Origin of the sequence: Niabella sp. (assembly GCF_030150205.1) — a bacterium.
Lineage (GTDB): Bacteria > Bacteroidota > Bacteroidia > Chitinophagales > Chitinophagaceae > Niabella.
The window spans coordinates 750,344-773,196 of the sequence record NZ_JASLGT010000008.1; the positions used below are offsets into that span (position 1 = coordinate 750,344).

Consider the following 22,853-nt stretch of genomic DNA (forward strand, 5'->3'; position numbering starts at 1 on the left):
TTAATCATTTCTTTATACAACGTCTAAGAAACAAATGCAATCCTTACATATTCTCAAACATGCTTCCCAATTCCCGGATCATTTCCGAAATACATCGCAACAAAAAAGCCCCGCCCGGTATCACCAGGGCGAGGCTTTTTATTTTCTTTAAGAAGGATTATGCTTCTTTGCTTTCTTCGTTTGCTGCGGCTTCGGGAGCTGCTTCAGCGGCTGCAGGTGCAACGGCTTCTTTCACTTCCTCAGCTGGAGCTGCTTCAGCAACGGCTTCTTCTTTTTTCTTTCCGCTACCGCTACCACCGCGACGACGGGTGCGTTTACCAGCAGCTTTTTCATCAGATCCTTTACCGTAAACTTCGTTAAAGTCTACCAGCTCGATCATTGCTTTTTCAGCAGCATCACCGGGACGGATCCCTAATTTGATGATGCGGGTGTAACCACCGGGGCGGCCACCAACCTTTGTTGCAACGGCTTCGAACAGTTCTTTAACGGCTTCTTTGTCCTGTAAATGACTGAACACAATACGACGCTGATGTGTGGTATTCTCCTTGCTTTTGGTGATCAGCGGCTCTACATACACTCTTAAAGCCTTTGCTTTTGCAACAGTTGTTACAATACGCTTGTGCTCGATCAACTGGCAGGAAAGATTACGTAACAACGCATCTCTGTGCGATTTGGTACGGCTTAAATTTTTGATTTTGTCTCCGTGACGCATGACATTTAATTTGGAAATTTGAAAATGAGGGAATATGAAAAGTTTATTCCTGTCGCTCTCAAATTATGGTTAAAAAATTCGGCTACACCGTGTCAAGGAAATGTAACCTACTATACAAATGTGGAAATGTGGAAATGTGGGAGTGTGATAATGTGGAAATTTTCACACTCCCACATTATCAAATCCTCACATTATTAATAATCGTCTTTATCAATTCCCAGCTTCTGCAGATCCATGCCAAAGCCTAAACCTCTTTCGATGAGCACCTGCTCAATTTCAGAAAGGGATTTCTGACCAAAGTTCCGGAACTTCATCAGGTCTTCCTGTTCGTACTGAACCAGTTCGCTCAGGGAGTTGATCTTAGCAGCTTTCAGACAGTTGAACGCACGTACAGAAAGATCCAGGTCTTCCAACGGAGTCTTCAGTACTTTACGCAGCTGCAATGTTTGCTCGTCTACCATATCCTCTTTCTTCTCTTCCTTATTATCAAACGTGATGTTTTCATCCGTAATGATCATCAGGTGCTGAATTAAGATACGGCTGGCTTGTTTCACCGCTTCTTCCGGATGGATGGTACCATCGGTGTTTACTTCCATCAACAGCTTTTCATAATCCGTACGTTGTTCCACACGGGTATTTTCAATGCTGTATTTTACATTTTTGATTGGTGTAAAGATGGAGTCGATTGCGATATAGCCAACAGGCGCATCTTTTACTTTATTGTCCTCAGCGGGTACATAGCCACGGCCTTTACCGATAGTGAGCTCAATATCCAGCTTGGAAGAAGAATCCATGGTGCAGATCAGCAGCTCCGGGTTCATGATCTGGAAGGACTGTGTGCCGTCTGCGATCATTCCTGCGGTGAATTCTGTCTGATTTTTTACCGAAATGGAAATTTTTTCATTGGCCACTTCATGATCAACGATTCTTTTGAAGCGTACCTGTTTTAAATTCAGGATGATTTCAACCACATCTTCGCTGATCCCTTTCATGGTAGCAAATTCATGATCTACACCCTCTATTTTAATACCTACAATCGCATATCCCTCAAGAGAGTTCAATAAAACACGGCGCAGAGCATTACCAATGGTAACACCATACCCCGGCTCTAATGGACGAAACTCAAACTGAGCTTCGAAATCTGAAGCCTTTTGCAAAATGATTTTGTCAGGCTGGTGGAAATTTAAAATTGCCATTTTTTAGGTTTGTATTTTAAAAGGAAAAAGTAAGTAGGCAGTAGCAAGTAGGCGTGGTTTTGTTCCCATTCACTACTCGCCATTCACCATTCACCAAAAAATTACTTACTGTACAATTCAACAATCAGTTGCTCCTTAATGTTCTCAGGAACACTTTCCCTTTCAGGATAGGTGATGAAAGTACCTTTGATTTCAGTTTCATTGAAATCGATCCAGCCAAATTTTGGATTTTTAGGACGGATCACGCTTGTAATAGAAGAACGGTTCTTGCTGCCTTCTTTCAGGGTGATGATATCACCTGCTTTTAACTGGTAAGAAGGAATGTTTACCACTTCACCATTTACTTCAATGTGCTTGTGGCTCACCAGCTGACGTGCAGCAGGACGGCTGGGTGCAATACCCATACGGAATACCGTGTTGTCTAAACGCGCTTCAAGTAATTTAATAAGGTTTTCACCGGTAATACCTTTACGACGGTTGGCTTCCTCAAATGTTTTGCGGAATTGTTTCTCCAACACACCGTATGTGTATTTTGCTTTTTGTTTTTCGCGCAGCTGCAAAGCATATTCCCCTAAGGTTTTACGTTTGCGCTTTTCGCCATGCATACCGGGAGGGTTACTGTTTTTACCCAACCATTTACCATTACCTAAAATAGGCTCTCCGAAAATACGGGAGATTTTGGTCTTAGGACCGTTGTAACGTGCCATAATTATACTTTCATTTAAGCTTTTTTAGAAACCGGTACAGCAATCAGTAAAAAGCTTTGGAAAAAATTAATTGTGTACCCTTTATTAAAAATGAAAAGCCAATTGGCTATCAATCATGCTTCAGCTTTCAGCGTTAAGCCTTTAGCTTTCAGCAAAAATTTTATTTAAAGAACTTCATACTTGCCTGATGAAAACATCAAACAAAAAACTAAAAACCAGGAACGGCCTTATACTCTTCTCTTTTTGGGAGGACGGCATCCGTTGTGTGGTAAAGGTGTAACGTCTTTGATCATTACTACTTCAATACCAGACTGGGAAAGTGAGCGGATAGCTCCTTCACGACCAGCACCGGGTCCTTTTACATATACATCTACTCTTTTCAAACCAGCGTCCAGTGCTACTTTAGCAGCATCTGCAGATGCCATCTGGGCTGCATAAGGCGTGTTCTTTTTAGAACCGCGGAAGCCCATTTTACCGGCACTGCTCCAGGAAATAACCTGGCCGGTTTTGTTGGTTAAGCTGATGATGATGTTGTTGAATGTTGCAGAAATGTGCGCATCTCCGTACGCATCCACTTTTACAATCCTTTTTTTCGCAGCGGCTTTTGCGCTGTTTTGTGATTTTGCCATTGTACTAAAAGGTGATCTTTAAAAAATAAAAACGTTCTGCGGAGCAAAACGCCCAGTCAACCCTATTCCTGCACCGGGAGTCCGAAATTGATCTGGTAGTAACAGGTGCTTATGATAAAGTTGAAAAGTTGATAAGTTAAAAGGTTAACAAGGATCAATGAAACCTGTCAACTTATTAACTTACCAACCTGTCAACTAAATACTATTTCTTAGCGGCCTTCTTCTTACCGGCAACCGTCTTACGTTTACCTTTACGGGTACGGCTGTTGGTTTTTGTACGCTGACCACGCACCGGAAGTCCTTTTCTATGACGCAGACCACGATAGCAGGCGATATCCAGCAGGCGCTTGATATTCATTTGCACTTCGCTTCTCAGCTGACCTTCTACTTTCAGCTCTTCAGTAATGGTAGAACGGATCGCATTCAGATCTTCATCATTCCACTCGTTTACTTTTTTGCTGCGGTCAATGCTATTCTTGTCGAGAATATATTTTGCTGTAGAAGGGCCAATACCATAAATATAGGTAAGGCCAATTTCGCCCCTTTTGTTCTTTGGTAAGTCTACACCGGCAATACGTGCCATAATTTTATTTTAATTTGAAAATTTGAAAATTCTTAATCTGAAAATTTAGCAACAATTCGAAAATCATTTTCAAATTTTCAAATTGCCTCATTTTCAAATTATTATCCTTGTCTTTGCTTAAAACGGGGATTCTTTTTGTTAATTACATAAAGCTTCCCTTTGCGACGTACAATTTTGCAGTCGGCGCTACGTTTTTTAATGGATGCTCTTACTCTCATCTTTCTTTAATTTAAGATTTTTAGCCAATTATTTATAGCGGAAATTTATCCTGCCTCTTGTTAAATCGTAAGGAGACATTTCCAATCCCACTTTATCCCCGGGCAAAATTCGAATGTAGTGCATCCGCATTTTACCGGAAATTGTTGCCAAAACCTCATGGCCGTTTTCCAGCTTTACCCTGAACATCGCATTAGACAAGGCTTCCAGGATGACTCCGTCTTGTTTTATTAAAGGTTGTTTTGACATACAAATTTTAGGGCTGCAAAGATAGGTAATATTTTATAATAAAAAAGCCTTATTCTGTCTAAATTTCAGAATAAAGCTGTATTGTGTGGACCTCCAGGGGTCCGAAAGTATCACCACTAATGAACCAGCGGCACTTTAGTCATTTGTAAATGAATATTTTGCAACTCACTAACCATAATCGGGCGATCGAAAAGGCGCCGGTCTTCCCGGTACCAAACTTCGCTGCTCGAGAAATTGTCTGAGGCCGGTACCAGCACCCGGAAGGGGCCTTTACCATATTTTGTACCTCCACCCGCGGGGTTGTCCAGTTTTTCAAACCCCAAACGCATCAGCTGTGCCTCATTCAGCGGAATTCCCTGTACCTGGTCCAGCGGATACCAGAACTCCTGGATCCCATTGTCTACACAAACCTCCCGTTCCTCATTACTTACCCTTACAACAGAGCCTTCACGTGATACACCATCATCCGTAACAATTACCCAGTCTCCCGGTTTTAATTCATTTAATTTCATATGGATAAAATTTATGTAACAAATGATCCAATTACTTTCCTAAGATAGAAAAAATAATGACAAACACCATGCGTTCTGCCATTTTTTCTCCGGTGCCAATATGCCCTGTCATTCCTTGCCCTTTTTAAAGATATCCGCCGGTGGCTGACAATCCTTCAGTGATGTTTTTGCAACAGCTGCATTTTTTTTAATCCCTGGTCAAATACCGAAAATATTCATCCTCAAGCCGCTGCAAACATTCCTGTATGCCTTTGCCCGTCTGCGTTTGCTGCCGGTAAACGCACGTTTGTTACAAATAATGCCCTGTTTTAATGTTAATAAATCGCTAAGGGATCTTTAAATTTTTGTTATCGTCTGGCATGCTTCTTGTCCCATGGCGGCAAAATGTAAAATTTCGATCAAATGAAAAAAATCCTATTGAGTATCTTTTCCCTGGCAGTTGTAGCAGGGGTAAACGCGCAAAGTGAAATCAAACCAAATCAGGGTGATGTAACAACCGAATTCGGCCTGTCTGGTGGTGTGTTAAATTCCAACTTTGAGTTAAATGAGCAGGGCAACCTGTTGCGCTTCCGTTATTTTGCTAAAGAAACACTGGCGTTCCGGCTGGGTTTTGGCCTGAGCAGTGTCCGCAACACCAAGAACCTTTATGATCCAAGTGATGATGCCCACAAAGGCACGTTCAAAACAAGTCAGACAGATTTCCTGGTAAACCTGGGTGTGGAAAAGCATTTTGAAGGTACAGATCGTTTATCTCCTTATGTGGGTGGTGATCTTTTGTTGAGTGTGGCCAACAAAAAAACAGAATTCAATGATGCCACTATTGGCGGAACCGCTTATGCAAAGGATAATTCCGGCAGCGTAAAAGGCCCCGGAAGTGTTGGATTTGGCGTAAGAGCAGTAGCCGGAGCAGACTACTACATTGCAAAACGCGTTTTCCTGGGTGCAGAAGCCGGCTTTGGTTTCTTAAGCACTAAAAAAGGTAAAACCACAACAAACATCAATGACGCTCCAACCGTTACCCAAAAATCAGCAGGCAGTGGCTTTGAATTAGCCCCCAATGTGATTACCGGTGTACGGATCGGTTTTGTATTTTAAAATTGAATCTTACTGGTTACAAAAGGGTCCTGCAAAAGCGGGACCTTTTTTTGCACTTGCCAACGCATTAAACTGACAAATAATCAGCGTTACCAGTTGATACAATGCGTATTTCGCCATGGTTCATTCACCGGCTTTTAGGCGATTGAATGCTTCTGAAAGCATTTGCCCGGCTGTTTTTTTATGGCTATTTTTAGCGCAAAAAGCATTGAAACGGATCGGCTTATTATCAGACACCCATGGCTTTTTAGACGAAGCCATCTTTCATTATTTTAAAGACTGCGATGAGATCTGGCATGGCGGCGACTTTGGCAACCTGGTACTGGCAGATCAGCTCCGGCAGTTTAAACCGCTCCGGGGTGTTTATGGCAATATTGACGGACAGGAAATCCGGTCGGTATTTCCGGAAACACTGGTATTTATGTGTGAAGATGTAAAAGTGATGATCCGTCATATCGGCGGCTATCCGCCCCGGTACAATAAAGAAACCAAACCCCTGCTCTTAAAAGAATACCCGCAACTTTTTATCAGCGGCCATTCGCATATCCTGAAAATTATTTATGACGATAAATTGCAGTGCCTGCATATGAACCCCGGGGCTGCAGGAAAGCAGGGATGGCACCAGGTGCGTACATTGATCCGGTTTGTAATTGAGGGTAAAAATATCCGCGACTGCGAGGTGATTGAATTGGGAAAAGGATGAAAATGGGGATGGACAATAGTCAATGGTGAATAGTTAACAGGCAATGGCTATCCGGTCAGCGGGCATGAAAGCGGAGCCGGGTTTCAGCCTTCGGCTATCAGTCATCAGTCATCAGTCATCAGTTATCAGTAATTAGTCATCAGTCTTCAGTAATCAGTTTTTAGCTATCAGTCGATTACATTGGGGCTGGGGGCTGGGAACTGGGTGGGGAATCAGCTTAAACAATGAATGTTAAACCTGCACTAAAGCATGTATTGAGTTTAAAACGGCCTTTGTCAGAAAGCCTGTTTTAAAACCATCCTCTTCCCATGCCTATTTCACGGAACGGCCAGGGAATAGCAGCAAGGATAATAATGAGCGCCAGTACATAAAACAGCACGGTTTTCCGGTGCTTTTTACGGTCTGAAATATTTTTCTTCGCAAATGATTTTCCAATATGGATCAATACGACAGCAATCAGCATCATGGTTATATGCTCTACTGCAAAAAAGCGGAGGGTTGCATTCTGCATTACTGCCGACATCCCCTGATCCTGTATTACTTTTAAACCATGGGCACCGGTAACCCATTGAATGATGCCTATCAAAAATTCAATATCTACTGCAATCATCAAAAACAGCCCCGCTTTGCGATGTCCATTGGTAAATGGCCGGCTTCCGACACCGATACTTTTAAAAATAGCGATCAGCAATAACAGCAAAATAACCCAACGTAAGAAACTGTGTAGATGTAGCAAACCCGTTTCCATATTTATCTTTTTTGACAGTGAATCCAGCGAAATTAAGAAAATATTACATACTGCGTCTGTATTGACCGCCTACTTCATATAAAGCATGGGTTATTTGTCCTAACGTGCAGGTCTTTACACAATCCATCAGCACTTCAAAAAGATTTTCCCCGGTAACCGCTGCCTTCCTTAATTGCAATAGCGCCCCGGCGCTTTCTTCCCTATTCAGCTCCCGGAAATCCGTTACATTTTTGATCTGTTGTTCCTTCTCTTCTTTTGTGCTCCGGATCACTTCATCCGGAAGGATGGTCGGACTTCCCTGTTTATTCAAAAAGGTATTTACACCCACCAGGGGTAAACTGCCATCGTTTTTTTTCATTTCATAATACATGCTCTCTTCCTGGATCTTATTGCGCTGATACATCCGCTCCATGGCACCCAATACCCCGCCGCGTTCATTGATCCGGTCAAACTCCATCAATACCGCTTCCTCTACCAGGTCCGTCAGCTCCTCCACAGCAAAACTGCCCTGTATAAAATTTTCTGTTTTTACCGTACCCAGCTCCCTGTTGATGATCAGCTGAATGGCCATGGCCCGGCGTACACTTTCTTCTGTAGGCGTGGTAATGGCCTCATCATAGGCATTTGTATGCAGCGAGTTGCAGTTATCGTAAATGGCATACAGCGCCTGAAGCGTGGTGCGGATATCGTTAAAATCGATCTCCTGTGCATGCAGGCTGCGGCCGGAGGTTTGAATATGATACTTCAACTTTTGAGAACGTTCATTCCCCTTATACACATCCCTGATAGCCTTTGCCCAGATCCGGCGGGCAACCCGGCCGATCACGCTATACTCCGGATCCATGCCGTTGCTGAAAAAGAAGGAGAGATTGGGCGCAAAGTCATCGATATGCATCCCCCGGCTCAGGTAATACTCCACATAGGTAAATCCATTTGCCAGCGTAAATGCCAGTTGTGTAACCGGGTTGGCACCGGCCTCTGCGATATGATATCCACTGATGCTGACGCTATAAAAGTTTTTTACTTCCTGCTGTATAAAATACTCCTGCACATCCCCCATCAGCTTTAGCGCAAACTCTGTAGAAAAAATACAGGTATTCTGCGCCTGGTCTTCTTTTAAAATATCTGCCTGCACCGTACCCCGTACTTTTTTCAGCGCATCTGCCTTAATGGCCGCATATACACCGGCCTCCAGTACTTCATCCCCGCTGATCCCCAATAACTGAAGCCCCAGTCCATTATGTCCTTCCGGCAAACCCTGGGGAGCCAGCGGATTGTGATATTGTGGTGTCGCCAGCTTGCTGAATTTCTTTTGACGTACGGCATCCACCCGGTCCCAGAGCTGATGCTCCGTAATATATTTTTCGCATTGCTGATCAATGGCTGCATTCAGAAAAAAAGCAAGTACAACGGGTGCCGGGCCGTTAATGGTCATGGATACGGAAGTGGCGGGATTGCAAAGATCGAAGCCGCTGTATAGTTTTTTAGCGTCATTTACAGTAGCAATACTTACGCCACTGTTGCCGATCTTTCCATAAATATCCGGCCGGTGCCCGGGATCTTCCCCGTAAAGGGTAACACTGTCAAACGCCGTGCTCAGCCGTTTTGCCGGGGCCTCCGCGCTTACGTAATGGAAGCGCTTGTTGGTGCGTTCCGGACTGCCTTCGCCTGCAAACATCCGGGTAGGATCTTCTCCCTCCCGTTTGAGATCGAATACTCCTGCCGTAAAAGGAAACCGGCCGGGAACATTTTCCTGCAGCTGCCACTTTAAAAGATCGCCCCAATCCTTATACCGGGGCAAAACAATTTTACGGATCGTTGTTCCGCTCAGTGAAGTGGCCGTAAGCGGTAACCGGATCGTACGGTTGCGAACCGTGAATTCAAATACCTCGCCTTCATATTGCTTCCGGAGTTCCGGCCACTCTTCCAGCAGCTGCTGGTACGCCGGGTCCAGCTGTTGTAACAGGGTTTGATACGCGGCCTCTAATGTTTCTTTTATGGATTGATGCTCCGACATCCGATTGATTCCTTTTTGAATTTCTTATAAAATACGTTTACCTCCTGCTGCAGTTGTTCCTTCAGCGCATTCAACGGTCATCAGGATTCATACATTTTTAAAACGCCCTTTAGCTGGTAGAGCCGGGTGGCAATCTCCGCCTGTTCATTTGTATGACGGTTATAATGCCGTATCGATTCCGCAATATCCGAAAGATACCTTGTCCGTTTGCCCGGAATGATGGAGCGTTCCAGCTGCGCGGTATACTGAAACGAAATCGCTTCATTAAATGCTGTGCCACATTGCTGATTCAGCTTCCGGATCACCTGTAAGAACAGATCATTCACACCGGGATCATTGAACTTTGCAGCAATGGTACCCGTTACAGGCAGTTCCGCATCGCCGGCATTCCATAACTGATGATTTCTCCGGTATTGTTTTTTTACTTCCATCAGCGCATCTGCTGCGCCCGCTTTGTCAAACTTATTAATGCAGATGAGATCGGCATAGTCCAGCATATTGATCTTTTCCAATTGTGAGGCCGCTCCATATTCCGGCGTCATTACATACATACTTACATCTACATAATCCACGATCGAAGCATCGCTTTGACCAACTCCTGCGCTTTCCAGGATGACCAGATCAAATGCCGCCTGCCTGCATACATCCAATGCTTGCTGTATGGCGCCGCTCAATGCCACATGATCATCGCGTGTTGCCATGGAGCGCATATAGGCCCGGGGATGGTTGATCGCATTCATCCGGATACGGTCGCCCAGCAAGGCACCCCCTGTTTTCTTCCGGGAAGGATCTACAGAGATCACGGCAACCGTTTTATCAGTATACTCGTTTAAAAAACGGCGCACCAGCTCATCTGTTACGGATGATTTGCCCGCACCGCCCGTTCCGGTAATGCCCAGCACAGGAACCTTTGTTGCAATAGCTGACCCCGGTACCTGTTTGTGCGCATCCGTCCCTGCTTCCGCAAGTGTGATGGCACGCGCTATTGACCGGATCTCTTTCGTTTCACCCAGCGGAGGACTTCCCGTCCAGTTATCCGGAGCCTTATTAAATGCTTCGATGGATTGTTCAGAACGCACGATGCCGATCAGCTCTTCGATCATTCCCTCCAGTCCCAGCCTTCGTCCGTCATCCGGACTATAGATCTTTGCAATGCCATACGCATGTAATGCTTCAATCTCCTGTGGCAGGATGGTGCCGCCGCCGCCGCCAAAAATTTTTATATGGCCGCAGCCCGCTTCTTCCAGCAGGTCTTTCATGTATTTGAAAAACTCTATATGGCCGCCCTGGTAGCTGGTAATAGCAATGGCATGCACATCTTCCTCAATGGCACATTCCACAATCTCCTGCACACCCCGGTTATGTCCCAGGTGGATGATCTCCACTCCTTTTGACTGCAAAATCCGGCGCATGATATTAATCGCCGCATCATGCCCGTCAAACAGGGAGGCAGCCGTTACCATGCGCAATGTATTTTTTTTCATTTTCACCGAACAATTGTTAGCAAATGTACGGTTTCAGTTTTACGTTTGAGATCTGGTGTTTAAAGTTTAAGGGAGGACTGGTTTCATACACAATGTGCTATCGTCTTTAATTTTGGGAGGCGGGAAGACAGGTGGGACAAAGGAATGTTGCAGTTCATGCTTGCTGATCTGATAGCCAATGCCCACTAACTATTGACTATTTACCATTAACTGTTATTCATTCACTATTGACCATTACCTATTGCCCAATTTCCACATTCTCAAATTTTCAAATTATAATCCGTGTAAATTTGCCCCAATGAATCAGCGGGAACTTTTTTTACAGCATGTAGGCCAAACTTCAACGGCTCCTTTAGCATTGGAGATTTCCCGGGCAAAGGGCTGCAGTCTTTTCGATATCAATGGCAAAGCATACATCGACCTTATTGGCGGTATCAGCGTTGCGAATACGGGCCATGGACATCCGGAGGTGATCGACGCTATCAAAAAACAGTTAGACAACTACCTGCATGTAATGGTTTATGGAGAGGTGGTTCAAAGTCCGCAGGTGCAATACGCCAAACTGCTGGCCGATCATTTGCCGGCCAGTCTGAGTTCCGTTTATTTTACCAATTCAGGGGCTGAAGCCGTGGAAGGCGCTATGAAACTGGCCAAGCGCTATACCGGGCGCACACAGATCATTGCCGCCAAAAACTCTTATCACGGTTCTACCCAGGGAGCATTGAGTATTTTAGGCGACGAATACTGGCGCAATGCTTACCGGCCGTTACTGCCCGGTATTTTGCATACCGATTATAATGATACGAACTGGTTACACCGGATCGATGCTGCTACCGCCTGTGTCATTCTTGAAACCATACAGGCAGAGGGCGGCGTGCTTGCACCGGATAAAGCCTGGTTACAAGCGGTACGGGAGCGATGCACCGAAACCGGCACCCTGCTGGTGCTGGATGAGATACAAGCAGGTTTTGGAAGAACCGGCAAGCTCTGGGGCTTTGAACATTTTGATATCGTTCCGGACATCCTCTTGCTGGGGAAGGCGCTCGGAGGCGGCATGCCGCTGGGCGCATTTATCAGCGACCGGAAGATCATGATGTCGTTAACGGAGAACCCCGTGCTGGGCCATATCACCACCTTTGGCGGACACCCTGTTTCCTGTGCAGCGGGTTATGCAGCATTACAGGTGTTATTAAAAGAACAACTGGCGGAAACCGTTCATCAAAAGGAAGAGTTATTCCGGTCGCTGCTGAAGCATCCGAGGATTAACCAGATCCGTTCGTTTGGGTTGTGGATGGCGGTAACCTTCGATTCTTTTGAAACCAATAAAAAGATCATTGACCGGCTATTGGAAAGGGGCGTATTTACTGATTGGTTTTTGTTTGCGGCATCCAGTTTTCGCATTTGTCCGCCATTAACCATCACCGAAGAGGAAATAAAAAAAGCATGCAGCCTGATTAATGAAGTTTTAGAAACCCTATAGGGCTTACAGCCATTTAAAATGCAGATACCATGAACGAACAGGAAAAAATCAATGCGGCGTTAAAAGCGGTTTCTTTTGTAAAAGACGGACAGATCGTGGGTTTGGGCACCGGCTCCACCGCCTATTTTGCCATAAAGGAAATCGGGCAGATGGTTCGTGAGGGGCTGCAGATCCGGGCCATACCTACTTCTGATGCAACCCGGCAGCTTGCTGAAGAATGGAATATTCCTATGGCCGATATCAATGATATCCAAACGATCGATGTCACCATCGACGGAGCCGATGAATTCAACAACCGTCTTCAGCTGATCAAGGGCGGCGGCGGTGCATTGCTGCGTGAAAAGATCGTGGCCTCCATCACCCAAACGCAGCTCATCATTGCAGACGCATCCAAACAGGTGGAAAAGTTAGGCGCCTTTAAGGTGCCGATTGAAGTGATCCCTTTTGCAGCCAATGCCGTTTCCCGTAAATTAAGCGCCCTGAACGGAACGGCCACCCTCCGGGTTAAGAACGGCCATACGTATATCACCGACCAGGGAAACCATATCCTGGATGTTAGCTTTGGTTTGATTGATGAACCAGGTTTACTGGCAAAAGAGCTGGATCATATCACCGGCGTTGTAGAACATGGATTGTTCATCGATCTGGCCGATTATATTATTGTTGGCAAGGGCAACGGGATAGAGATCATTACAGCAGGGGGGTGAAGTTTCAAGTTTTAGGTTTGATGTTTCATGTTGTGCCCCGTTTCAAACCAGGTGTCTGGTTTCCACAATGCGTTTGAGGTGGTTGAACATTGTTGAATATAGTTTAAGACGGTTGAATGTTACGATCCGCTTATCATTCTCACATTTCTTATTTCTTATTTTAGAGTGCGGTCATCGAGCCGTAACGGCATCTCCATTTTCAAATTTCCACTCCCGATAGCCATCGGGACTCAAATTTTCAGATCTGCGCCCTTACAAATTCAGCCGGATGCTTCCAAAAACACCGAATTTTTCCGTGGAGCTCCGGAGCGCATCTTTGGGCAGCAATCTCCAGATAAAGTCTACACGAAGAAAGTGCAGGATATTGTCGATCCCTGTTCCTACTTCAAGATAGGTTTTTCCGTCCAGCGATTGAAAGGTATGTCCCTCTTTAAAATTCAGCGCCTTATTGGCGTCCGATAAAGATCCCCAAAGCGCTTTCACCGTATAAAACTGACGGAACTTAAGCGCCGGTATCGCTTTAAAAATACCATTGCCGATATTGTGCTCGAAATTGATACCCAGGAACTGATCATGAATGAACTCGTAGCGGTTCATCATGTTAAATGCATATTTATTATAATAATACAGTTCATTGCCCGGCGCTACATTCAGGAAGGTATACGGCAATGTACCGAAGGTTTTGCCTCCGTAGGCCTGGTAAGAAATGATTCCGAACGGCGGTGTTTTGATATTATCGGAAATACTTCCCTGAACCTTTGTGTAATTGTACCGGCCGCCCAACAGTCCGGAAACTCCTTTTGAAACCGTAGCTTCCACAATCGGGTAAGGACTGCCCAGGCTGGTCCTGTAAAAATGCGATTCAATAAATTTTTCCTGGAAAGCGTACCGCAGCCGCAGGGAGATTTCTGCAGCCCTCAGCGGGTTGCTGCCGGTGCCAAATGAATCTGCCGGCACCAGGTTTTTCAACGGTGTATAGGTACGGGAATTGAATCCCAGCAAGGTGGAAAAACCGCCGCGGGTTTCATTAAAAAATTCAACCTGCCATTTTTCCAGGCTGATAAACTTTAGCGGTATATTGGGTTTGCGGATGGCAAAGGCAAAAATATTATCGGAAGTAATTTCCCCAAAATACACCTGGCCAAAGTCCATGTCTTTTTGATACCCCATGTACCAGTACCGGCGCGGATCTTTCCGGGGAAGATAAAAGAGTTCACCCTGTCCTTTTAGCTGCTTGTCGCCAAAACCATATGCCAGGTAGGTATGCCAGCGGAATTTTTTATTAAAGTGTTTATTGCTGGCAATATCAAACCGGGTCCGGAATCCTTCCCAGGAATTTCCCGTAAACCAGTTATACGCCGAACCCAGCTCTACATTACCGATATTGATATACCCTGTGGCCAGGAAACCTACCTGCCGGGTTATTTTCTGGAAGGGAGCTGCATTCACAATGGTGTCCATCATTTTGATGATCCCCTGTTCCGTGTTCGTAAGGCCTTCATGCCGGGCACTGTCCCAATAAACCCGGTCTTTTGCACCAGAGCCGGCCTTTACAATGATCTCTTCCTGGGTTTTATTTTGCAGCAACCGGTTCCGCACCGTGGTATCATTTACCAGTACATGCTGATAGGTACTGGTCTTACGCCCGATCACCCCGGGAACCCGGTTATTAAACGGAGAAAAATCAACCACCAGTTTATCTTTTGAAATAAACCAGGTGCTGTCGTTGATCTTTTTGTATTCCTGTATCAGGCTCAACCGTTCGAGGAAGTTCACATCGGCTTTTTTATCTAACCGCAGGTTCATTTTCTGAACCGCAAAGCTTCCGCCCTCTACCCAGCAATCCCCTTCAAATGTATTCATTCCCTGACGCCGGGGTATAAAAACCAGGTGGTAATACTTGATTCCGCCGATGCGTTGCGTATCGCTTACATTGTATTTATAATAAAAATCGCCATTGTTGCTTACCGGGCTGATAAACTCTTTATTGAACACATTAATGAAATCATTATAAATATTGATCACCTGGTCCATTCCGCCCAGGAACTTTATCATGCTTTCATTTTTGATACCATTGGTGTTTACCCCTTTGATCTCCTCCCGCCTGCGCTGCGGCCGTCTTTGAAAATAATAATCAGAAACCGATTCTGTCAGATAAGTGGGCAGCACTTTTACTCCCTCCGAGCTGTCCAGGTTCTTTTTGATCAGCTCATTCATCGGCCGGAAGGGTTTGATGCTGGCGATCTTCTGGATGCTCCGGATGTTTTTAAGATCCATTTCCATCTTATTGTACAGTTCGTAATAGAAATTATCGAACCGGCGGAAGCGGTCATTTTCCGGTTTATGCTTCACAATGTTCTTCCAGAGCCAGAGTCCCATATCTATTTTAGCCTTAACCACCACGCCATTGTCATAGGTTTTGGGTTCCAGATAAACTGCCATCCCTTTTTTAAAAGCCGTTACCGGCAACAGCTGGGTTTCATAACCAACGTTAGAGATCTCCAGTGTATCGGCAGGCCATTGTTTTGCTTCAAAATGAAAATTGCCTGCCGAATCGGCAATGAAGCCGGTGCCGGTATTTTTGAACTGAAACGAAACAAATGGCACCAGTTCTTCGCTATGCTTATCCCTTACCACACCGGAAAGATCATTTTGCGCCCATAAGTTTACCTGCAGCAGCACGATCCAGCACAATAAGACCAATCTCATCATTCGCATTCTATCATGGGGTTTTCAACATGTTCAGTGATCTCATCCGTATATTTGCGCGTTCTAAAACGGCCGTATTTTCCGGAAAAGCAGTACGGGCCTCCCTGCGGTACGTTATTTTTGTACTGATCACAAAAAGGTCCGGAATGTTTCATGGCCTAAAAGTAAAGTAAAGATTTGTTATGTTATCAATTCATCGTTTTGTCTTCAATCCGTTCCAGGAAAATACCTATATCCTTTACAACGAAACCGGGAAATGTATCATCATTGACCCTGGGTTTTCCAACGAAACGGAGCGCAACGAATTCCTCCGGTTTATTGACGAAAAAAAACTGCAACCGGTTTACCTGCTCAATACGCATTGTCATATCGACCACATCCTGGGCAACCAGTTTGTATCCGACACCTGGAAATTGCCGCTGCATCTCCATAAAGGGGAGCAGGTTGTATTACAATCCGGGCCCAAAGTGGCGGAGATGTATGGCTTTTCTTTTGCGCCTTATACCGGCCCGCTGGTTTTCCTGGATGCGTCGGACACCATTTCCCTGGGAGATGATATCCTTACCCTGCTTTTTACCCCCGGGCATTCACCGGCCAGCCTGTCATTTTACCATAAAGAAAGCGGTATCCTTATCAGCGGCGATACCCTGTTCAGCGGCAGCATCGGGCGTACTGATTTGCCGGGTGGCGATTTTGCTACGCTGGAGCATTCCATCCGGACCCAGTTGTATACCCTGCCGGATGATACAAAGGTCTTTTCCGGTCATGGCCCCGGAACCAGTATCGGGTATGAAAAAAGAAATAACCCCTTTATCCAGGATTTATGATCCGGTAAAGGGGTTCTATTCGTTTGTAAATGAGTTTTATACCTGATGCAATAGAAGTTTCAGGTTCAAGGTTGTGCACAGTCCGCACTTGATGACAGATCTCCAATCACAAACCTGATCAGCTGATTGCTAACCACTGAAAGCTGAGAACTGTTTAAGGTTAGATTCCATTTCATACCCGATGTGCAATCCAATTTCCACATTTTCACATCTTCAAATTCCTAATACCTCCGGATCTGTTCTTTCAGCAGTTTTCGTGCAAAGTGGATACGACTTTTGATCGTTCCCAGGGGTTCTTTCAGATATTCTGCTATTTCCTGGTATTTATACCCTTCAAAATACAGGCGGAACGGCACTTTAAAGGTTTCGGGGAGTCCTTCAATAGCCGCATTGATCTCTTTCTCCCTGAGCGAGCTTTCTGCCGTATTGACCACAGAAACCTGGCTCATATTGATCAGGTAGTCTTCCGGGGTGCTGTCTAAAATGGTTTTACGTTTTACATTCCTGCGGTAATCATTAATAAAGATATTCCGCATGATGGTAAAAAGCCATGCCTTTATATTGGTTCCGGAGTTGTATTTTTCTGAGTTTGCCAGTGCTTTATAAAGCGTTTCCTGGTAAAGATCATTCGCTGATTCTGAGTTCTTTGTAAGATTTACAGCAAAGGGTTTCAGAAAATCCGCATTGTCTACCAACAGTTCATTAAATTCTTTATTTGCCATAACCCGCCTTTTTTGAAATTTGTCTAAATTAAAGCTTTACCCGGTAAGCGCAAAGTCGCTCGTCCAATTATAACAAAAAGTTTACCGTTTGAAGACACCTGACATTTTGCCCGGCTGGGGGAACGTTTCAGGTTTCGGTTCAATGTTCCGTTTTATACTTGATGATTTATGGGCTATTTGCTGTTGCTTGGGGGACATATAGACTGGGGAGACAAGGGAATTATTGCAGGCTTAAGGTTCAATGTTTAATGTTAGAGCCGATTAACACCGGTATGTGCCAATCCCCGATCCCGGATGGAATCAACTGAAAGCTAACGGCTGACTGCTAACAGCTTTAAGCTTTTAGCATTCAGATAATCCTGCGCTGTTACTCCCAGCTTCCGCATCTAAAACAAATCACGATCTCCGGTTGTCATCGTCTGAAAGCTGACAACTGATCACTGAAAACCAGTTCCAGGTGTAATATTCAATGTTAGAGCCGATTAATACCGGCATATGCCAATCCCCGATCCCCAATGGAATCAACTGAAAGCTAATGGCTGATCGCTAGCAGCTTTTAGCATTTAGCTTTTAGCGTTCAGATAATCCTGCGCTGTTACTCCCAGCTTCCGCATCTAAAACAAATCACGATCTCCGGTTGTCATCGTCTGAAAGCTGAAAACTGATTGCTGAAAACTGATAACTACCTCCTACCCGCTAAAGACCGCTATTTAATATACGTCCGTTTGCAAGCAGCTCCTGCAGTTTAGCGGGAATGGTCAGTGTTTTCAGCCGGGCCATATGCCCTTCGTGGTGCAGATCGGTTCCTACAAATGAGTAGAAGTCGTGATCGAGCAGGTATTGGGCAATCTCCTGTACCCGTGCCCCATATCCGCCTGTAACCGAAAGCAGGTTTAGCTGAAACTGTACCCCGTTATCCTTTATTTCATGAAACAGATCCCATTTTTTGTATAAATAAATATACCGCTCCGGATGCGCAAGTATGGGCTGGTACCCCGCCATCAGTACATCAAACAGGACGTTTTTCATGGATAGCGACTGATGCATGGTGGAGAATTCCGTTAAAACAAGATTATCCTTAATTGTCAGCAGTGGTTCTTTCTTTTGCAGCAGCTCCAGCATATGATCATCCAGAAAATATTCTGCAGCCGCTTCGATCTCGATCTCCACCTGGTTTTCCTTCAACGCCTTGCGGAGTTGATCCAACCCTTTTTCAATAATTGCCGGTGTATTTTTATACAGATCCCAGAGTATATGCGGTGTGGTGATCAATTTAGAGTAGCCCAGTTCCTTAAAATCCCGGATCAGGGCTATAGAAGTTTCAAGGTCAGGTGCGCCATCGTCGATCCCCGGCAGCAAATGAGAATGCATATCGGTTCTTACTAATGTGTAATCTATTGGCTGTTTTTTATTTTTACTTGAGAAAAGACCAAACATATGTTACTGAAATTGGAAGCAAAGATAAATTTTTAAATCCGGACCGGGCCTTTCATCCGGAAAATAGATATCCTGCTCCAATCATCTAAATCAAACATTGCTTCGTTGCCGGCGCAGTAAACGTTCCTGCTGTTTTTCAGAAGCGGTGGGTTGTATATTGTTTCGTGGGCTTCCTTTTTTATTTAATAAAGCATAATACAGCGCCCTGAAATCTGCAGCCAGTCTTTTTACGCCAAACCGGTCCGAAACAAAATCAACCCCGGATTGCCCGATCCCCGCCCTTAATGCGTCATCATTCACCAGCGCCAATAAATGATCAAAAAGCTGTTGCCGGTCCTGAACGCCGGCCAACAATGCCGTTTTTCCATCTTCTACCACATCTTTTACACCGCCCACATTTGTAGCAACAATCGGCTTATTTCCAGCCTGGGCTTCAATGAGGCTTACAGGCGTACCCTCATTGAGCGAGGTCAGGCAAACAATATCCAAACCGGCATTCACCACATCCATATCCGATCTCCAGGACGTAAAAACCAGTGGCTGCCCCTGCCACACTTCACCGCTGACGCAATAGGAAATATTCAGCGCTCTTGCCTTCTCCTGTATATGCGGGCAGGATGTACCATCTCCCACAATAAATGCTCTTATTTTTTTTGTAGTATGCTTCAGCACATAGGCCAGCGCATCCAGGAACAGGTCGTGATTTTTTACCGGTACCAAACGCCCGGTAATGCCAATGGCGATCTCATCCGCGGCTAAATCAAATTCCTTCCGGAATGCCTGCCGTTTTTCATCCTGGCCTTCCATAAACCGTTCCAGCTGAAAGCCAAGAGGTACCACCTGAAATTTGCTTTCTTTGGCAATTTTGTATTGAACGGCCAGTTCTGATTTTTGCTCCGGGCTGATGGCGATCAATGCCGTGCTTTTCTTTGCCAGGTAACGTTCTATATTCAAAAAAACCTGGGTCTTGGCCTTATTAAAATAGGAATGAAATACATGGCCGTGATAGGTATGCAAAATTACCGGTACTTTCATATGATACGCCGCAAGCCGGCCTACCGCTCCCGGCTTCGCCGCGTGGGTGTGCACGATATCCGGTTTAAATTCTTTAATAATTTCGGTAATCCGGTGATAGGCCTTATAATCTTTCAACGGATGAATAGAACGGCCCATTTCCGGAACCAGTAATGGTTTTATACCCATTTGCTCAGCCAGAAAGCTGGCATCCTGTTCGTGGTATTCCTTCTCGCCTACTACCAGCAGGGTTTCAAAATCCGGTTCAAGAAATTTCGTAAGATTCAATACGTTATAAACCGGTCCCCCGGTAATCAGCCGGTTATGAATACGCAGTATCCTTGGCATTTTACAAAAAGTTTACATCTGTGTTGAAAAAAAACACCAGTTTTCGTCATAAAAAACGCCCTGTTTATTTGTATTAACAGGGCTTGATACCACAAGGTAAGAAAGTTTTATGAAAAATGGATGAGTAAATCAGGAGGAGGGTATTGTTTTAATAAATTCTCTCGGCTGATGGTTCCACTCTTCAGAAGAAAGATTTTTAAAATATTCGTATGTCATCTCCAGACCGGTCTTCCTGGACACCTGGGGTTCCCAGCCTAAAATATCCTTCGCCTTTGTAATATCCGGCTTACGTTGCTTTGGATCATCGGCAGGTAATGGCTTATAAACAATTTTAACGCTATTGCCTGTTAACGCCAGAATTTCTTCTGCAAAGTCGTTTAGCGAGATCTCATCGGGGTTTCCAATATTGACAGGGTAAGTATAGGAACTCAATAACAATTTATAGATCCCATCCACCAGGTCCGATACAAAACAGAAACTGCGCGTTTGGGATCCGTCTCCGAATACTGTAATATCCTCTCCCCTCAAAGCCTGTCCGATAAATGCCGGCAGCGCCCGGCCATCATTAAGGCGCATGCGTGGTCCGTAGGTATTAAATATCCGGACGATCCTTGTATCTACTTTATGAAAATTATGGTACGCCATGGTAATGGACTCCATATACCGTTTTGCCTCATCGTAAACACCCCTGGGACCTACGGGGTTTACATTTCCCCAGTATTCCTCCGTTTGCGGATGCACCAGGGGATCACCATATACTTCGCTGGTGGAGGCTACCAGTATCCGCGCTTTTTTATCTTTTGCCAGGCCCAAACAGTTATGAGTTCCCATAGCGCCCACTTTCAGCGTCTGGATGGGAATTTTTAAATAGTCGATGGGACTGGCCGGAGAGGCGAAATGCAGGATATAATCCAGCGCCCCGGAAATATGAATATACTTGGTCACATCGTGATGATAAAACTCAAAATCCGGAAGGGGAAATAAATGCTCCAGGTTCCTCAGATCTCCGGTGATCAGGTTATCCATCGCGATCACCTTATACCCCTCAGCGATAAATTTGTCACAGAGATGTGACCCCAGGAAACCGGCGGCACCGGTTATTAAGACGCGTTTCTGCATATCTCAAATGTTATAAAACCAATGATAAACAACACAAAGCTACATGATCGGCATGAGTTAAAACGGTGTACATCCTGCTTTTCTTCGTGTGGAGCAAATAAAAATAAGAGCGGTCCGTTAACGGAGCCATAAGAATGCTTTATTTTTACTCCTTATTTAATAACCGCATCAAATGGCTCCAAATATAACGCTCCTGGATTACGCAATTCTTCCCTTTGTGTTAGCGGCTATTTATGGCATTGCATTCCGGTTCCGTAACCGGCATTATCCGCCCGGGCATGCATACCGGCCCTATTTTATTACAGGGTTATCATTAAAGATCATCGGGGCTGTTTTTATCGGGATGGTGTATGAGTATTATTACCAGGGAGGTGATACTATGAACTATTTTTTGCATGCCAAAATTATTAACAGTGCTTTTGATGATTCCCCGGTTAAATGGATCAATCTCTTGCTTCGTATCCCTGATGATAGTACAGTTGGTTATTATGATTATATCAGCAGGATGTTCTGGTACCAGGATCCAGCCAGTTACAGTGTGGCCGCACTTGCTGCTTTTTTGGGTCTTCCGCTGGGTACTACCTACCTGCCCATTGCAGTAACTTTTGCGGCCCTTTCTTTTACCGGCATGTGGGCGTTGTTCCGGACGTTTGCGCGGATCTACCCCGATCTTGTAAAACCGGTAGCCATTGCGGTTCTTTTTATTCCCAGTGTGGTGGTATGGGGATCGGGGATCTTTAAAGACACTATCTGTCTTTTTGGCCTGGGCTGGCTTACGTATGGCGTATTCCAGATGCTGATTCAAAAGAATTTTAAGGCCGGAAATATTCTATTGACTATTTTAAGCATTTGGCTGGTGGCCCGGGTAAAACTCTATATCCTGGTTGCCTTTGTACCCGCCTTATTGATCTGGGTGCTCTCCGTTTATACCAGCCGGATGCAGAATGCAGCCGGCAGGTTCCTGCTTAAGTTACTGGTTTTATCCTTTACCCTTGCCGGATCGCTGTATATAATGACATCTTCGTTAGGAGAAGAAATGTTAGGGCGGTATTCACTGGAAAATATCGAGCAAACTGCGCAGATAACCCGCGACTGGATCCAATATTCATCCGGGGAAGAAGGCTCTGCCTACGACCTGGGAAAAATAAACGGTATGGGGGATATGCTCGTGAAATTCCCGCTTGCAGTAAATGTAACCCTGTTTCGCCCTTATTTATGGGAATCAAAAAAGCTCATTATTTTGGCTTCAGGCCTGGAAGCGTTTCTATTACTTTTTTTAACTGTCAAACTACTTATTGTCGTTGGATTCCGCCGATGTTGGACGACGATAGCAAAAGATTCGACCCTACAGTTTTGCCTGATCTTTGCTATAATTTTTGCTTTTTCTGTAGGTATCAGTACTGGAAATTTCGGCACGCTTTCCCGGTATAAAATACCCTGTCTTCCATTTTATGCCTTGCCGATAATGATTATCTATTATAAAAATGTCTCCGGCCAACAATCGCTTTTAAAACTTCTGAAAATTTGACGTTAAAAATCTGATTCGCACGATTTTCATTCATAATGCGAGGTTTTAATTCATTCAAAAATCAGGGTCTTGCAATCTCTATCATTTCAGGAAAATCAAATCGTTGTTTTC

Annotated in this window: 22 protein-coding genes; 6 read left to right on the forward strand and 16 right to left on the reverse strand. The window is 44.9% G+C overall.

What is annotated here, in order from left to right:
* Positions 1–157: 157 nt before the first annotated feature.
* The 8 genes from rplQ to Q1V85_RS07880 all read right to left on the reverse strand — a co-directional run bounded on the left by rplQ (position 158) and on the right by Q1V85_RS07880 (position 4,804).
* Entirely contained in the window at positions 158–712 is a 555-nt protein-coding gene (rplQ, locus tag Q1V85_RS25180; RefSeq protein ID WP_366914005.1) for a 50S ribosomal protein L17, read from the reverse strand.
* A 194-nt stretch (positions 713–906) separates the two neighbouring features.
* Entirely contained in the window at positions 907–1,908 is a 1,002-nt protein-coding gene (locus Q1V85_RS07850; RefSeq protein ID WP_300598752.1) for a DNA-directed RNA polymerase subunit alpha, read from the reverse strand.
* Positions 1,909–2,009: 101 nt separating this feature from the next.
* Positions 2,010–2,615: a 30S ribosomal protein S4 gene (gene rpsD, locus Q1V85_RS07855; RefSeq protein ID WP_223710636.1), complete on the reverse strand. Its 606-nt coding sequence runs from the start codon at positions 2,613–2,615 to the stop codon at positions 2,010–2,012.
* A gap of 227 nt (positions 2,616–2,842) precedes the next feature.
* Positions 2,843–3,244, reverse strand: a complete 402-nt coding sequence (gene rpsK / locus Q1V85_RS07860; RefSeq protein ID WP_300598753.1) for a 30S ribosomal protein S11 — start codon at positions 3,242–3,244, stop codon at positions 2,843–2,845.
* 202 nt (positions 3,245–3,446) lie between these two features.
* Positions 3,447–3,827, reverse strand: coding sequence for a 30S ribosomal protein S13 (gene rpsM, locus Q1V85_RS07865; protein WP_090389550.1), 381 nt, complete (start codon positions 3,825–3,827; stop codon positions 3,447–3,449).
* Positions 3,828–3,928: 101 nt separating this feature from the next.
* Complete coding sequence (ykgO, locus tag Q1V85_RS07870; RefSeq protein WP_071597075.1) at positions 3,929–4,045, reverse strand: type B 50S ribosomal protein L36; 117 nt, start codon at positions 4,043–4,045, stop codon at positions 3,929–3,931.
* Positions 4,046–4,073: 28 nt separating this feature from the next.
* The gene (gene infA / locus Q1V85_RS07875; protein WP_223710630.1) at positions 4,074–4,292 is read right to left on the reverse strand and encodes a translation initiation factor IF-1; all 219 of its coding nucleotides are present in this window, start codon (positions 4,290–4,292) and stop codon (positions 4,074–4,076) included.
* Between the two features lie 116 nt (positions 4,293–4,408).
* A complete protein-coding gene (locus Q1V85_RS07880; RefSeq protein ID WP_300598754.1) occupies positions 4,409–4,804 on the reverse strand; it encodes a hypothetical protein in 396 nt (131 codons plus the stop codon).
* A gap of 402 nt (positions 4,805–5,206) precedes the next feature.
* Between Q1V85_RS07880 and Q1V85_RS07885 the strand changes: the two genes are divergently transcribed.
* Positions 5,207–5,899 carry a hypothetical protein gene (locus tag Q1V85_RS07885; protein WP_300598755.1) on the forward strand — a complete coding sequence of 231 codons (693 nt, stop codon included), beginning with the start codon at positions 5,207–5,209 and terminating at the stop codon, positions 5,897–5,899.
* Between the two features lie 208 nt (positions 5,900–6,107).
* Positions 6,108–6,602, forward strand: coding sequence for a metallophosphoesterase family protein (locus Q1V85_RS07890; protein WP_300598756.1), 495 nt, complete (start codon positions 6,108–6,110; stop codon positions 6,600–6,602).
* A gap of 289 nt (positions 6,603–6,891) precedes the next feature.
* Here Q1V85_RS07890 and Q1V85_RS07895 read toward each other — a convergent pair whose 3' ends face one another.
* The 3 genes from Q1V85_RS07895 to Q1V85_RS07905 all read right to left on the reverse strand — a co-directional run bounded on the left by Q1V85_RS07895 (position 6,892) and on the right by Q1V85_RS07905 (position 10,851).
* Positions 6,892–7,350 carry a hypothetical protein gene (locus Q1V85_RS07895; protein ID WP_300598757.1) on the reverse strand — a complete coding sequence of 153 codons (459 nt, stop codon included), beginning with the start codon at positions 7,348–7,350 and terminating at the stop codon, positions 6,892–6,894.
* A gap of 43 nt (positions 7,351–7,393) precedes the next feature.
* Positions 7,394–9,367, reverse strand: a complete 1,974-nt coding sequence (locus tag Q1V85_RS07900) for a methylmalonyl-CoA mutase family protein (protein WP_300598758.1) — start codon at positions 9,365–9,367, stop codon at positions 7,394–7,396.
* Between the two features lie 80 nt (positions 9,368–9,447).
* Complete coding sequence (locus tag Q1V85_RS07905; RefSeq protein ID WP_300598759.1) at positions 9,448–10,851, reverse strand: cobalamin-dependent protein; 1,404 nt, start codon at positions 10,849–10,851, stop codon at positions 9,448–9,450.
* A 298-nt stretch (positions 10,852–11,149) separates the two neighbouring features.
* On the opposite strand from Q1V85_RS07905, the gene Q1V85_RS07910 reads away from it, so the two are divergent.
* The gene (locus Q1V85_RS07910; RefSeq protein WP_300598760.1) at positions 11,150–12,331 is read left to right on the forward strand and encodes an aspartate aminotransferase family protein; all 1,182 of its coding nucleotides are present in this window, start codon (positions 11,150–11,152) and stop codon (positions 12,329–12,331) included.
* Between the two features lie 29 nt (positions 12,332–12,360).
* A complete protein-coding gene (gene rpiA, locus Q1V85_RS07915) occupies positions 12,361–13,038 on the forward strand; it encodes a ribose-5-phosphate isomerase RpiA (protein ID WP_300598761.1) in 678 nt (225 codons plus the stop codon).
* A gap of 252 nt (positions 13,039–13,290) precedes the next feature.
* Here rpiA and Q1V85_RS07920 read toward each other — a convergent pair whose 3' ends face one another.
* A complete protein-coding gene (locus tag Q1V85_RS07920; RefSeq protein WP_300598762.1) occupies positions 13,291–15,750 on the reverse strand; it encodes a DUF5686 family protein in 2,460 nt (819 codons plus the stop codon).
* Between the two features lie 179 nt (positions 15,751–15,929).
* Between Q1V85_RS07920 and Q1V85_RS07925 the strand changes: the two genes are divergently transcribed.
* The gene (locus Q1V85_RS07925; protein WP_300598763.1) at positions 15,930–16,574 is read left to right on the forward strand and encodes an MBL fold metallo-hydrolase; all 645 of its coding nucleotides are present in this window, start codon (positions 15,930–15,932) and stop codon (positions 16,572–16,574) included.
* Positions 16,575–16,795: 221 nt separating this feature from the next.
* Here Q1V85_RS07925 and Q1V85_RS07930 read toward each other — a convergent pair whose 3' ends face one another.
* From Q1V85_RS07930 to Q1V85_RS07945, 4 genes are all read right to left on the reverse strand, one after another.
* The gene (locus Q1V85_RS07930) at positions 16,796–17,296 is read right to left on the reverse strand and encodes a sigma-70 family RNA polymerase sigma factor (protein WP_300598764.1); all 501 of its coding nucleotides are present in this window, start codon (positions 17,294–17,296) and stop codon (positions 16,796–16,798) included.
* A gap of 696 nt (positions 17,297–17,992) precedes the next feature.
* The gene (locus Q1V85_RS07935) at positions 17,993–18,667 is read right to left on the reverse strand and encodes a CpsB/CapC family capsule biosynthesis tyrosine phosphatase (RefSeq protein ID WP_300598765.1); all 675 of its coding nucleotides are present in this window, start codon (positions 18,665–18,667) and stop codon (positions 17,993–17,995) included.
* A 156-nt stretch (positions 18,668–18,823) separates the two neighbouring features.
* Complete coding sequence (locus tag Q1V85_RS07940) at positions 18,824–20,095, reverse strand: glycosyltransferase (RefSeq protein ID WP_300598766.1); 1,272 nt, start codon at positions 20,093–20,095, stop codon at positions 18,824–18,826.
* A 129-nt stretch (positions 20,096–20,224) separates the two neighbouring features.
* Complete coding sequence (locus Q1V85_RS07945; protein ID WP_300598767.1) at positions 20,225–21,214, reverse strand: UDP-glucuronic acid decarboxylase family protein; 990 nt, start codon at positions 21,212–21,214, stop codon at positions 20,225–20,227.
* Between the two features lie 172 nt (positions 21,215–21,386).
* Between Q1V85_RS07945 and Q1V85_RS07950 the strand changes: the two genes are divergently transcribed.
* Positions 21,387–22,742, forward strand: coding sequence for a hypothetical protein (locus tag Q1V85_RS07950; protein ID WP_300598768.1), 1,356 nt, complete (start codon positions 21,387–21,389; stop codon positions 22,740–22,742).
* Positions 22,743–22,853 lie beyond the last annotated feature (111 nt).